Origin of the sequence: Microbacterium azadirachtae, assembly GCF_025583665.1 — a bacterium.
Classification (GTDB): Bacteria; Actinomycetota; Actinomycetes; order Actinomycetales; family Microbacteriaceae; genus Microbacterium; species Microbacterium azadirachtae.
The window spans coordinates 2,452,264-2,464,587 of the sequence record NZ_CP099706.1 but is presented as its reverse complement, the minus strand read 5'-3'; the positions used below and the strand labels follow the sequence as shown (position 1 = coordinate 2,464,587).

At 73.2% G+C, this 12,324-nt stretch carries 10 protein-coding genes; 6 read left to right on the top strand and 4 right to left on the bottom strand.

Annotation, left to right across the window (positions count from 1 at the left end):
* The first annotated feature begins 14 nt into the window (after positions 1–14).
* Entirely contained in the window at positions 15–869 is an 855-nt protein-coding gene (locus tag NFX31_RS11705; protein WP_262955805.1) for a helix-turn-helix transcriptional regulator, read from the top strand.
* Positions 870–888: 19 nt separating this feature from the next.
* On the opposite strand, the gene gdhA is transcribed toward NFX31_RS11705, so the two are convergent.
* Positions 889–2,271 (bottom strand): NADP-specific glutamate dehydrogenase, encoded by a 1,383-nt coding sequence (gene gdhA / locus NFX31_RS11700; protein ID WP_045251193.1) that lies wholly within the window; start codon positions 2,269–2,271, stop codon positions 889–891.
* Positions 2,272–2,425: 154 nt separating this feature from the next.
* Entirely contained in the window at positions 2,426–5,155 is a 2,730-nt protein-coding gene (locus NFX31_RS11695; protein ID WP_420847411.1) for a phosphoenolpyruvate carboxylase, read from the bottom strand.
* 123 nt (positions 5,156–5,278) lie between these two features.
* Here NFX31_RS11695 and nhaA point away from each other — a divergent pair, with 123 nt between their 5' ends.
* The 4 genes from nhaA (at position 5,279) to NFX31_RS11675 (ending at position 9,679) form a co-directional block, all read left to right on the top strand.
* Positions 5,279–6,502: a Na+/H+ antiporter NhaA gene (gene nhaA / locus NFX31_RS11690; protein WP_262955804.1), complete on the top strand. Its 1,224-nt coding sequence runs from the start codon at positions 5,279–5,281 to the stop codon at positions 6,500–6,502.
* Between the two features lie 49 nt (positions 6,503–6,551).
* Entirely contained in the window at positions 6,552–7,226 is a 675-nt protein-coding gene (locus NFX31_RS11685) for a MazG family protein (RefSeq protein ID WP_248700471.1), read from the top strand.
* 118 nt (positions 7,227–7,344) lie between these two features.
* The gene (locus tag NFX31_RS11680; RefSeq protein ID WP_262957208.1) at positions 7,345–8,628 is read left to right on the top strand and encodes a histidine--tRNA ligase; all 1,284 of its coding nucleotides are present in this window, start codon (positions 7,345–7,347) and stop codon (positions 8,626–8,628) included.
* Positions 8,629–8,698: 70 nt separating this feature from the next.
* Positions 8,699–9,679, top strand: a complete 981-nt coding sequence (locus NFX31_RS11675) for an SGNH/GDSL hydrolase family protein (RefSeq protein ID WP_262955803.1) — start codon at positions 8,699–8,701, stop codon at positions 9,677–9,679.
* Between the two features lie 2 nt (positions 9,680–9,681).
* On the opposite strand, the gene NFX31_RS11670 is transcribed toward NFX31_RS11675, so the two are convergent.
* Entirely contained in the window at positions 9,682–10,206 is a 525-nt protein-coding gene (locus tag NFX31_RS11670; RefSeq protein ID WP_091479112.1) for a VOC family protein, read from the bottom strand.
* A 110-nt stretch (positions 10,207–10,316) separates the two neighbouring features.
* Between NFX31_RS11670 and NFX31_RS11665 the strand changes: the two genes are divergently transcribed.
* Entirely contained in the window at positions 10,317–11,105 is a 789-nt protein-coding gene (locus NFX31_RS11665; protein ID WP_262955802.1) for a helix-turn-helix domain-containing protein, read from the top strand.
* Here the strand turns inward: NFX31_RS11665 and NFX31_RS11660 are convergent.
* Positions 11,059–12,324 (bottom strand): APC family permease, encoded by a 1,266-nt coding sequence (locus NFX31_RS11660; protein WP_045251187.1) that lies wholly within the window; start codon positions 12,322–12,324, stop codon positions 11,059–11,061. The genes NFX31_RS11665 and NFX31_RS11660 overlap by 47 nt on opposite strands.

Genomic DNA, 12,324 nt, shown 5'->3' with positions numbered 1-12,324 from the left:
GTGATACTGGGAGCATGACATCCGAGATCGGCGACTTCCTCCGCGCCAAGCGGGAGCGCATCGCGCCCGAGGAGCGGGGCCTGCCGGCCGGCGGCCAGCGCCGTGTGCCGGGGCTGCGCCGCGAGGAGGTCGCCCTGCTGGCCGGGATCAGTCCCGACTACTACGTGCGCCTGGAGCAGGGCAGGGCGCGCGCCGCATCCGACCAGGTGCTCGATGCGATCGCGCGCGTGCTCGCCCTGGACGACGTCGAGCGCGGTCATCTGCGGCTGCTCGCCCGCCCGGCGCCGGCGACCGCCGCGCCGGACCCGGCCGCCCCGCGTTCGGGGCTGATCGCCCTGCTGGAAGCGATGCTGCAGGTCCCCGCCTTCGTGCTCGGGGCGGGGATGGACGTGCTCGCGACGAACCTGCTCGGCGAGGCGTTGATCGCCCTGCCCGCGGGTCCGCGCAACATGGCCCGTCACGTCTTCCTGGATCCGACCTCGGCCGACTACTACCCGGAATGGGAGAAGGTCGCCAGGGAGACGGCGGCGCACCTGCGCCGGATGGTGGCGCTGCTGCCCGGCGATCGGGCGATCACCGCGCTCATCGGCGAGCTCACGATCTCCAGCGCCGACTTCGTCCGGATCTGGGCGCGGCAGGAGGTCGTCGTGAAGACGCACGGGCACAAGCTCGTCCACCACCCGGAGGTGGGTCGGCTCTCCCTCGACTACGAGACGCTCACGCTCCCCGACGAGCCCGCACAGATGCTGGTCACGTACACGGCCGCCGACGAGCGCACCGGGGACGCGCTGCGCACGCTCGGCTCGTGGGCGGCCACCGGCCCCGCGCACACCGAGGCGCCGGCCCTCGACGGGAGGACCGGCGCCTGAGCCCGGCGTGCGGAGCGCCTCAGATCACGCCCTGCGCGAGCATGGCGTTCGCGACCCGCTCGAAGCCGGCGATGTTGGCGCCCGCCACGTAGTCGCCCGGCACGCCGTAGCGCTCGGCGGCGTCGAACGCGGCCCGATGGATGTCGGCCATGATGTCGCGCAGCTTCTGCTCGCTGTCGTCGAAGCCCCAGCGCTGGCGGGCGGCGTTCTGGCTCATCTCCAGAGCGGACGTGGCCACGCCGCCGGCGTTGGCGGCCTTGCCCGGGGCGAACAGCACGCCCGCGTGCTGGAACGCCGCCACGGCCTCGGGGGTGCTGGGCATGTTGGCGCCCTCGGAGACGGCGCGCACGCCGTTCGCGATGAGCGCCGCCGCGCTGTCCCGGTCCAGCTCGTTCTGCGTGGCCGAGGGCACGGCGATGTCCACCGGCACCTCCCAGACCGAGCCGCCTTCGACGAAGCGCGCGCCGGGCCGGCGCCGCGCGTACTCGACGATGCGGCCGCGCTCGACCTCCTTGATCCGGCGGAGCAGATCCACGTCGATGCCGGCGTCGTCCACGACGTAGCCGGAGGAGTCGGACGCGGTCACCGCGGAGGCGCCGAGCTGCGCGGCCTTCTGGATCGCGTAGATCGCCACGTTGCCGGATCCGGAGACGCCCACCCGCTTGCCGTCGAGCGAGTCGCCGTGCACTGCGAGCATCTCCTGGGCGAAGAACACCGCGCCGTAGCCGGTCGCCTCTGTGCGCACCTGGGCGCCGCCCCAGCCGACGCCCTTGCCGGTGAACATGCCGGACTCGTGGCGGTTGGTGATCTTGCGGTACTGGCCGAACAGGTAGCCGATCTCGCGGCCGCCCACGCCGATATCGCCCGCGGGGACGTCGGTGTGCTCGCCGAGATGCCGGTACAGCTCGTTCATGAACGACTGGCAGAAGCGCATGATCTCGCCGTCGCTGCGGCCGTGCGGGTCGAAGTCCGATCCGCCCTTGCCGCCGCCGATGCCCTGGCCGGTGAGCGCGTTCTTGAAGATCTGCTCGAAGCCGAGGAACTTGACGATCGAGATGTTCACCGAGGGGTGGAAGCGCAGGCCGCCCTTGTACGGTCCGAGCACCGAGGAGTACTGCACGCGGTAGCCGCGGTTCACCTGGAGCCTGCCCTGGTCGTCGACCCACGGCACGCGGAAGATCACCTGCCGTTCGGGCTCGACGATGCGCTCCAGCACTCCGGCCTCGACGTATTCGGGATGGCGCTCGAGCACGGGACCGATCGAGTGCAGCACTTCGTGCACGGCCTGGTGGAATTCGGGCTCGTACGGATCCCGTGCGAGGACGCGGTCGAAGACCGGCTGGGCGAGCGGGGAGAGCGGATGGAAGTCGGTGAGGGAGGGGTCGCTGAGGGTGTCGGTCACGCGGGGATGCCTTCGGAGGGGGATGCGGAGTGGGGCGCGGGTGATCGTGTCGTGCGCAGACGGCCGGGTACGGCGGAAACCTCACTCTAATACAGCGGATTCCTCACCCCCGTGGTCATGACGGGAATGAGGAATCCGCAAAAAAGGCTTCTGATCAGCCCGTGTTCTGAAGGCCTGCGGCCACGCCGCTCACCGACAGCAGCAGCAGCCGCTGCAGATCGGGATCGGGTGCCGGTCCTTCCAGAGCCGCTGAGGACCCTTCCGGAGCTGCCGCATCCGCATCACGGAGACCGCGCAGCGCGCGCAGCTGCAGGAGCGAGAGCGCATCCACGTAGGGGCTGCGCATCGCCACCGCGCGCTGCAGGATCGGCTTGTTCTCCAGCAGGCGCTCGCCGCCGGTGAGGCGGATCACCCACGAGCGCGTGAGCTCCATCTCCTCGAGCACCAGGGCGGCGAGATCGTCGCGGTCGCCCAGCTCGAGGTACCGGCGCGCGATGCGCGGATCCGTCTTCGCGAGGCTCATCGCGACGTTGTCGACCATGGTGCGCAGCAGCGGCCACTCCTGGTAGGCGGTGCGCAGCAGCTGCTCGTCGCCCACGGCCTCCAGGGCGCTGCCGAGACCGAACCAGCCGGCGAGGTTGATGCGCGCCTGCGTCCAGGCGAAGACCCACGGGATGGCCCTGAGGTCCTCGAGCGACTCCACGGAGAGACCGCGGCGCGCGGGGCGCGAGCCCAGGGCGAGCAGGCCGATCTCCTCCATCGGGGTGACGGTCGCGAACCACGGCGCGAAGCCCGGAGCCTTCACGAGGGCGAAGAAGCGCTCCCGGGAGGCGCGGTCCATGGTCGAGGCCACCTCGGCGAAGCGGGCGGCCGCGGCGCTGTTGCGCTGCTCGACGCCGGGGGAGGAGGCGAGCAGCGTCGCGGCGGTCACCTGGTCGATGTGCCGCATCGCGATCGCGGGCTCGCCGTAGCGGGCGAAGATGACCTCGCCCTGCTCGGTGAGCTTGAACCGGCCGTCGACCGAGTGCGGTGGCTGGGCGAGGATGGCCGAGTTCGCCGGCCCGCCCCCGCGTCCCAGCGCTCCGCCGCGACCGTGGAAGAGGGTGAGCTCGATGCCCTCCCGCTGCGCCCAGGCGGCGATCTTCGCCTGCGCCTCGTAGAGCGCCAGGTTCGCGGCGACCGGGCCGACGTCTTTCGACGAGTCGGAGTAGCCGAGCATGACCTCCAGGCGCCGGCCGGTCGCGGCCAGCCGCGCGGCGAACGCGGGGTGCTCCACGATCTCGGCGAGGATGCCGGGGGCCGCCTGCAGGTCGGCGAACGTCTCGAACAGCGGCACCACGTCGAGCACCGGCAGGTCGTCGCCGCAGGCGTGCGCGGCCAGGGCGTGCACGTTCGCGAGATCCTGCGCCGACTGGGTGAACGACACGACGTAGCGGCCGGCGGCACGCGGCCCGTAGGTGCGCTGGATCTCCCGGATGGTGCGGAAGACCGCCAGCACCTCCTCGGTCTGCGCGCTCACCGTCCCGCCGTCGCCGGATCCGTCCGGGCGGGCCCCGAGCTCGGCCAGGGCCTTGGCGTGCACCTGGGAGTGCTGGCGCACCTCGAGCTCGGCGAGGTGGAAGCCGTACGTCTCCACCTGCCAGATGAGGTGCTGCACGCCGCCGAAGGCATGACGGTGCGCGCCCGCCGCATCGAGCGAGGACTGCACCACGCGCAGATCGGCGAGCAGCTGCTCCGGATCCGTGTAGCCGCCCTCGTCGCCGCGGCGGGTGGCGTCCACGCGGTGGGCGAGCAGCAGCAGGATACGGCGATGCGGCTCTCCCGGGGAGCGCTTGGCGACCTCGCCCGCCACCTCGGGGTGCGCGGCCTGCAGCGACTCCCACAGCCGCGTCGCCTCCGCCGACGGGGGCGTGCCCTCGGCGTCGAGCGTGAGCGTGCGGCCGATGCGCTCCAGGGCGCGCTCGAGCCCGCGCAGCACGTGGTCTGCGGCGATCGAGGCCGCCTCCCGCGTCACCGCGGCCGTCACGAAGGGGTTGCCGTCGCGGTCGCCGCCGACCCAGGTGCCGATGCGCACGAAGGCGGGCACGATGGGTGCCGAGGATCCCGACTCCTCGCCGCGGAGGACGTCGTCGATGCGGCGGTACACGTGCGGCACGGTGGTGAAGAGCGTCTCGTCGAACACGCTCATCACGGTGCGCACCTCGTCGGTGGGCTCGGGCTTCTGCGCGCGCAGCGGCGCGGTGCGCCAGAGGGTGTCGACCTCTTCGAGCATGCGACGTCGGGCGCGGTGCGCCTCGGCGCCGCCCGGGGTCGCCTCGTCGTGAGCGCTGAGCAGCTCGGCGAGGCGCCGGATGCTCGAGGACACGGCACGGCGGCGCGCCTCGGTCGGGTGCGCGGTGAAGACGGGGTGGAAGCGCAGGCCGCTCAGCCGGCGACGGGCCTCCTCCTCGCCGACCTCGGCGATCAGCTGCGCGTAGGCGCCGGCGACGGTGTCCGTCCTGCTCTCGCTCCCGGTGCCGGTCGAAGGCTCCGGACGCTCACGCAGCACGCGCACGCGCTGGTGCTCCTCCGCGAGGTTCACGAGGTGGAAGTAGGCGGTGAATGCGCGGGCCACCTCGTCCGCCCGCTGCACGGAGAACTCCTCGGCGATGCGGGTGGCGCGATCGAACGCCTCCGAGGACTCGTCGGTGTAGGCCTCGATCGTGGCCTGGCGCAGGCGCTCGACGTCGTCGAACAGATCGTCGCCGCCGGATTCGCGCAGAACCTGGCCGAGCAGTGCGCCGAGCATGCGCACGTCCGCGCGCATCGCCTCGGGCAGCTCGCGCCCTGCCTCGAACCGGCCGACGATGCGGATGGCTTCGGTATGGGTCGTGTCGGGGGTCACGGTTCGAGCGTAAACCGACGCCGCGCGCCCGATGACCAGCGTGACGGCGTGCGCGCCACGGTATGCCATTCGTGCCCCGCCCGCCCTCGTGGCCGCGTGCGACCGCGCGATACGGTGGAGGGGATGAGTCGTCCGAGCCGCCTTCTGAGATCCGCCCAGTTCCCCGCGATCCTGCTGCTCGCGGCCGCAGGGCTCGGTCTGCTGCTGGCCAACCTGCCTGCGCACGACGCCGTCGCCGGGATCCTCGACGCGCACCTGGCCGTGCCCGGCACGGGCCTGGATCTCTCGATCGCGCACTGGGTCTCCGACGGCGTGCTCGCGATCTTCTTCTTCGTCGTCGCGCTCGAACTGCAGTACGAGCTCACGCGCGGCGAGCTGAACAGCGTCCGCGCCGCGATCCAGCCCGCGATCGCCGCGGCCGGCGGGATCCTCGTCCCGATCGCGCTCTACCTGCTCATCGCGGGGAGCGGTCCGAGTGCGACGGGCTGGCCGATCCCGACCGCCACCGACATCGCCTTCGCCCTGGGCGTGCTGGCGGTCTTCGGGCGGGGGCTGCCGTCGGCCGTGCGGGCGTTCCTGCTCGCGCTCGCCATCCTCGACGACATCGTGGGGATCGTGTTCATCGCGGTGCTGTTCGCGCACGGGCTGGATCTGGTGCTGCTCGCCCTCGGCCTGGTGGCCGTGGTCGTGTTCGCGGTGCTGAGCCGTCTGGTGCGGCGCGACGGCTGGTCGCGCCCGGTGCTGATCGTGCTCATGGTGATCGTCGGGGTCGTGGCCTGGGGGCTGTTCGCCGCCTCCGGCGTGCACGCGACGATCGCCGGCGTGATGCTGGGGCTCGTGATGGCGCCGCGGGCCGCCGATCGCACGCGCCACGTGCTCGAGCCCTGGGTCAACGGGCTGGTGCTGCCGCTGTTCGCGTTCGTCGCCGCCTTCGTGGTGATCCCGCAGGTGCCGGTCTCGGCGCTCTCCCCGGCGTTCTTCGCGATCCTGGTGTCCCTGCCCGTGGGCAAGCTGCTCGGCATCTCGCTGTTCGGCCTGGTCGCGCAGCGGATCCGCCCGGCCGGGACGCCGCCCGCGATCCGCTTCCCGGACCTGCTCGCGGCAGGCGCGCTCGGCGGCATCGGCTTCACGGTGTCGCTGCTGCTGGCGAACCTCGCGTTCGCCGCCCACCCCGACGTGCGCGACGAGGCCATCCTCGCGGTGCTGCTCGGATCCGTGATCGCGCTCGTGGTCGCCGCGATCCTGGTCTCCTGGCGCGCCAGGGCGCACCGCGCCGCCGGCGATGCCGAGGGAGAGTCCGAGCCGGACGAGGACGACGAGGAAGAGGAGCCCTGGAGTGAGCGCTGAACCCGAGCCTCCGTCGCGGCCGGATCCGCTCCGCGCGGCCGCCGAGGTCATGCGGCAGGTGCGCGAGAAGTGCGTGTGGTCGCAGGCCATGACGCACCGGGAGCTCGTGCCGTACCTGGTGGAGGAGTCGGCCGAGCTCATCGACGCCGTGGAGCGCGAGGACCGTGCGGAGCTGCGCGAAGAGCTCGGAGACCTGCTCTGGCAGGTGCTCTTCCACGCCGCCATCGCGGCGCAGGATCCGGACGACCCGTTCGACATCGACGACGTCGCCCGCACGCTCACCGAGAAGATGACCCGGCGCCACCCGCACGTCTTCGGCGATGCGGTCGCCCGCACGCCCGAGGAGGTGCTCGTCCACTGGAACGCCGCGAAGGCGGCGGAGAAGCGCGAGCGCCGCAGCGTGCTGGACGGGATCCCGCCGGGGATGCCCGCGCTCGCCCGCGCGCAGAAGATCCTGGGCCGGGCCGCCAAGGTCGGTGCCGGGATCAGCGGATCCCCGGCCGCGGACGCCTCCGCGTCGGAGGAGGAGCCGCCGCCCGCGATCGTCGGACCGACGCCGGCGCCCGCGCTCGATGACGCGCCGGTCGACGAGTCCGCGCTGGGCGAGCGCCTGCTCGAGCTGGTCGCGACGGCCCGCGCGCACGGCTGGGACGCCGAGCGCGCGCTGCGTGAGCGGGTGCGGATCCTGGAGGACGAGGTGCGCGCCGCCGAGGCGGGGAACTGACGTCGAGGCGCGATGTTCGCTGCGGATCGGAGCGGACACCGCTCCTCGACCGCCGCACAGGCGGGCGTGACGGACCTGGAACAATGGTCACGTGGCAACGGTCAATCCTCCGCGCGGGATGCGCGACTTCCTCCCCGCCGACAAGGCGCGTCGTGAGCGCGTGCTCTCCGTCATCCGCGAGCGCTACCGCGCGCACGGGTTCGACGAGATCGAGACGCCCGTGGTGGAGGAGTACGACCGGCTGCACGCCGGGATCGGCGGCGACAACGAGAAGCTGTCGTTCAACATCCTGCGCCGCGGACTCGACGCCGAGGCGATCAGCGCCGCCGCCGAGGATCCCGCCGCCCTCAGCGACCTCGGGCTCCGCTACGACCTGACCGTGCCGCTGGCCCGGTTCTACGCGACGAACCGCGGTCAGCTCCCCGGGGTGTTCCGCTCCATCCAGATCGGCCCGGTCTGGCGCGCCGAGCGGCCGCAGAAGGGCCGCTACCGCCAGTTCGTGCAGTGCGACATCGACATCATCGGCGACGACTCGGCGCGCGCCGAGGCCGAGCTGATCGTCGCCTCGCTCGACACGATCGATGCGCTCGGCCTCACCGGCGGCATGGTGCGCGTGAACGACCGCCGTGCGCTGGACTGGATGCTCGACTCCTTCGGATTCGCGGAGGGCGAGCGCCCCGGCGTGCTCATCACGATCGACAAGCTCGACAAGATCGGGTCCGACGGCATCGTCGCAGAGCTCCGCGAGCGCGGGGCCACGGCCTCCGCCGTCGACGCGTTCGCGGCCTTCCTCCACCGCCCGCAGACCCTCGAGTACAACCCGTACGGCGAGAAGCAGATCCGGAAGGCGCTGCCCGAGAACGCGCCCGACGAGCTCGTCGCCCACCTCGTCGGCCTCGGCGAGGCGGTCGCCGCGGCCCGCCCGTCGACAGGCGCAGAGACCGAGCATGTCATCGACCCGATCCCGCTGCAGTTCGACCCGTTCCTCGTGCGCGGCATGGGCTACTACACGGGCACGATCATGGAGCTCGCGCACCCCTCAGTCGCCTACTCGCTGGGCGGGGGCGGGCGCTACGACGGCATGATCGGGCGCTTCCTCGGGCAGCAGGTGCCGGCGGTCGGGTTCTCGATCGGCTTCGAGCGGATCGTGGATCTGCTCGAGTGGGCCGACGACGCGGCCGGGCAGGCCGTCGTGCTCGTGCACGATGCCGACGTGCCCGTCGCCGAGCTCGTGGCGCACAAGGCCGCGCTCATCGCCGACGGGGCGCGCGTGCGACTGGAACGCCGCACCAAGAACCTGAAGGCGCTGCTGGAGCGTGCCGCGGCCGACGGCTACACGGCTTTCGCGGCCGTGCGCGCGGGCGACGCATCGGACGCCCTCGAGGTCAAGCCGCTCGCCTGACGACGCGCACGTCGCCGGTCGGTCCGCTGCCGGACACGCGCCGTTCATGTCGATGCGGTCTGATCGGCGTATGGACGCTGCCGACCGCGGTCAGACCCGATCCTCGAGCATTCCTGCTCCCGTCCGTCGGCGGCCGGGCCGTCCCGGCGACCGGGGTCCGCGGGACGCCGGCGAGTGGCCGGGTGTGCCGTGGGCGGGCGTGCTGGGCACTGCCGGCATCGCTGTCGCGGGCACCGCGCTGGCGGTGCGTCTCGCCATCGGGCGTCAGGCGCGCATCGCCCGCCGCCGGATCGGGAAGCCGCTCGGCGAGGACGCGGTCCCCGCGGATCGGGTGTGGCGGCCGCGCCTGGACGGCGACCCCGTGGAGCTGCTGCTCCTCGGCGACTCGCTGGCGGCGGGTCTGGGCGCCCAGCGGCGCAAGGACACCCTGGGCGGACGGCTCGCGAAGGGGCTCGCCCGCCGTCTGCACCGCCCGGTGCGCCTGCGGACCGTGGCGATCGTCGGATCCGAGTCCACGGATCTGGACACGCAGCTGGCCTCCCTCGAGACGGACTATCTGCCCCACGTCGCGGTGATCGTGGTCGGCGGCAACGACGTGACGCACCGGATCCCGGTGTCCCTCTCGGTGCAGCACCTGGAGGACGCGATCGGGTGGCTGCATGCGCTCGGCGCCGGTGTCGTGGTCGGCACGTGTCCCGACCTCGGGGCGCTGCGGCCCGTGCCGCAGCCGCTGCGCGCGATCGCCTCGCGGATGTCGCGGCGGCTGGCTGCGGCGCAGGCGCAGGCGGCGATCGAGCACGGCGCGACGGCGGTGGATCTGCGCCGGGCGGTCGGGACGATGTTCTTCGACGAGCCGGAGGAGATGTTCAGCCTCGACCGGTTCCACCCGAGCGCCCTCGGCTACCGCCGCACCGCCGAGGCGCTGCTGCCCGCGGTCTCCGCGGCGGCCGAGGAGGCTCTGTCGGAGGACGCGCTGGCCGAGGGTTCGGCGGCCGCGACGGATCGCCGAACCACCGTGACCGCCGAACCGCTCGGCGCGCCGACGCGCTGAGCTCAGCTCTCCGAGCCGCCGAAGGACGCCGCCCACTCCGCGACGCGCGCCGCGCTCTCGGACTCCGAGAGGTCCTCGACGCGCGTCATGATCGACCAGCGCACGCCGAACGGATCCCGGATGCTCGCGTAGCGGTCGCCGGACACGAAGGTGGACGGGGCCTCGCGCACGGTCGCCCCGGCGGCGACCGCGTGCTCGACGACGGCGTCGACATCGGGGACGTAGAGACCCATCGAATAGCAGTCCGCGTCGCCGCCCGGCGCGGCGATCAGCCCGTACTCCGGGTTGGGGTCGCCGAGCTGCAGCACGCCCAGACCGAAGTCGAGGTCGGCGTGCGCGACGACCCCGCCGAACTCCGTGATGTCGACCACGCGGGCGCCGAAGACGTCGCGGTAGAACTCGATCGCACGGCGGGAGTCGGGGATCGCGAGGAACGGGGTGAGGGAGGTGGCCGAGTTGGGGCGGCCGTTCGTGGTGTACCGGCCGGTGACGCCGGTGGTGCCTGTCGTGGGGGTTTCTTCGCTCATGTCTCGAGGCTAGGTCGCGCTCGCGCGGCGGCGCTTGGAGATTCGCGCCACATGTGCGCGGTCGTTCCGGCGGCTGCCCGGATGTCGGCGCCGTCTCCTACGCTCGAGGCATGGTCGAGCCGACGCGGGGTGTGCTCTATCCGGCGCGCCTGCCGCAGTTCCATCGGCTGCCGCCGCCGGCCGATGCTGCGGAGCTCGTGGAGTGGTGCTGGATCCCGGAGTGGGTCATCGAGCCTGGTCGCTCCTCCCGGCAGGAGCTCGTCTCGTTCCCGGCGCTCAACCTCGTGGTCGAGGGGAGCGGCACGGTGCTGTCCGGCGCCACGACGCGGGCGAGCTCCCGGGATCTGACCGGGCGCGGGTGGGCCGTCGGCGCGCTGCTGCGGCCGGCCGCCGTCGCGGCGCTGACGGAGACGCCGATCGCGCTGCTCGACCGCGTCGAGCCGTTCGACGCGCCGGGTCTGCCGGAGGCGGTCGCCCACGCGATGGCGCCGGGGGAGGGGCATCGCGAGCGGGCCGTCGCGGTGCTGTGCGCCTGGCTGCGCGACCGCGTGGGCGAGGTGACGGCGCCGCAGCGCCACGCGAACGCGATGGCGCGGCTGCTCATGTCGGATCCCTCCGTGCGCACCCCCGAGCACGCGGCGGCCCGGCTGGCCGTGTCGGTGCGCACCCTGCAGCGGATGGCCCATCGGCACGTCGGGCTCTCGCCGGCTGCCATCATCCGCCGTCGCCGGCTGCAGGAGGCCGCCGAGCGGATCCGCACCGATCCGGACACGGATCTGGCCACCGTCGCGGCCGAGCTCGGCTACGCCGACCAGGCCCACCTGGCGAACGACTTCCGCGCGGTGCTGGGCATCACGGCGTCGTCGTATCGCGCGGGCGCCGATCCCGGGCGATCCTGAGCGCGCGGAGGGCGACCCCGACCGCGACCACGGCGGCGCCGATCAGGACGGAGAGCGGCGGGAGCGTCGCCGCGAGGACGACGCAGCCGATCGCGCCCGCGACCGGGACGAGCCACGGCACGCGCCGACGCGTCTCACGGAGCGCGTTGCGCGAGCGCGCGAACGCGCTGAGGTTCGCGACCAGGTAGTACAGCAGCACGCCGAAGGAGGAGAAGCCGATCGCGCCGCGCAGATCGGACACGGCGACCACCGCCACGACGACGATCCCCGCCGCCAGCTGCGCGCGGCGCGGGACGTGGTGGCGGCGGTCGATCTCGGCCAGGGCCGGGGGAAGATCGCGCTCCCTCGCCATCGCGAGCGAGGTGCGCCCGATCCCCGACAGCAGGGCCAGCAGCGCGCCGGTCGCTGCGGCCGCTGCGGCGACCCGGATCGCGGGCGCTGCGGGGGACCATCCGGCGGCCTCGACGACGCCGACGAGCGGTGCGGTCGTGGTCGTCGCCGCGCCGCCCAGGGTCAGCACGACGGCCGCACCGACGACGATGTACACGATCAGCACGGCCGAGAGCGCGATCCCGATGGCGCGCGGGATCGTGCGCGCCGGATCGCGCACCTCCTCGCCCATGGTCGCGATGCGCGCGTAGCCGGCGAACGCGAAGAAGAGCAGGCCCGCGGCCTGCAGGACGCCGTATGCGGTGCCGTCCGGGAGCGGAACGGGTGAGGAGGACGACAGCGCCGTGCCCGCCGCGGCGAGCACGACGGCGAGGCCCAGCAGCGTCACCGCCACGAGCGCCTGGGTGAGGCGCGCGGTGCGCGTGACGCCGAAGCAGGTGACCGCGGTGAGCAGAGCGACCACGCCGATCGCGACCGGCCTCTGCCACGCGGGCGGTGCGACGTAGGCGGCGACCGTCATGGCCATCGCCGCGCAGCTGGCGAGCTTGCCGATCACGAAGCACCACCCGGCGATGAAGCCCCACCACGGCCCCAGCTCGGCACGACCGTAGGCGTAGGCGCCTCCCGAGACGGGGTGCGCGGCGGCGAGGCGCGCCGAGGAGGTCGCGTTGCAGAACGCCACGATCCCGGCCAGCAGCAGCGCGACGAACACGCCGGATCCGGCGGCTCCGAGCGCCGGGCCCCAGACGGTGAAGACGCCGGCGCCGATCATGGATCCGAGGCCGATCGCGACGGCGTCGGCGAGGGTCAGTCGGCGGGCGAGGGGCAT

What these genes read in the sequence shown, in the direction of transcription:
- NFX31_RS11705 (WP_262955805.1), top strand. Translation starts at nt 15, where the DNA reads ATGACATCCGAGATCGGCGACTTCCTCCGCGCCAAGCGGGAGCGCATC.
- nhaA (WP_262955804.1), top strand. Translation starts at nt 5,279, where the DNA reads ATGAGTCGTCCGAGCCGCCTTCTGAGATCCGCCCAGTTCCCCGCGATC.
- NFX31_RS11685 (WP_248700471.1), top strand. Translation starts at nt 6,552, where the DNA reads ATGCGGCAGGTGCGCGAGAAGTGCGTGTGGTCGCAGGCCATGACGCAC.
- NFX31_RS11680 (WP_262957208.1), top strand. Translation starts at nt 7,345, where the DNA reads ATGCGCGACTTCCTCCCCGCCGACAAGGCGCGTCGTGAGCGCGTGCTC.
- NFX31_RS11675 (WP_262955803.1), top strand. Translation starts at nt 8,699, where the DNA reads ATGGACGCTGCCGACCGCGGTCAGACCCGATCCTCGAGCATTCCTGCT.
- NFX31_RS11670 (WP_091479112.1), bottom strand. Translation starts at nt 10,206, where the DNA reads ATGAGCGAAGAAACCCCCACGACAGGCACCACCGGCGTCACCGGCCGG.
- NFX31_RS11665 (WP_262955802.1), top strand. Translation starts at nt 10,317, where the DNA reads ATGGTCGAGCCGACGCGGGGTGTGCTCTATCCGGCGCGCCTGCCGCAG.
- NFX31_RS11660 (WP_045251187.1), bottom strand. Translation starts at nt 12,324, where the DNA reads ATGCCCCTCGCCCGCCGACTGACCCTCGCCGACGCCGTCGCGATCGGC.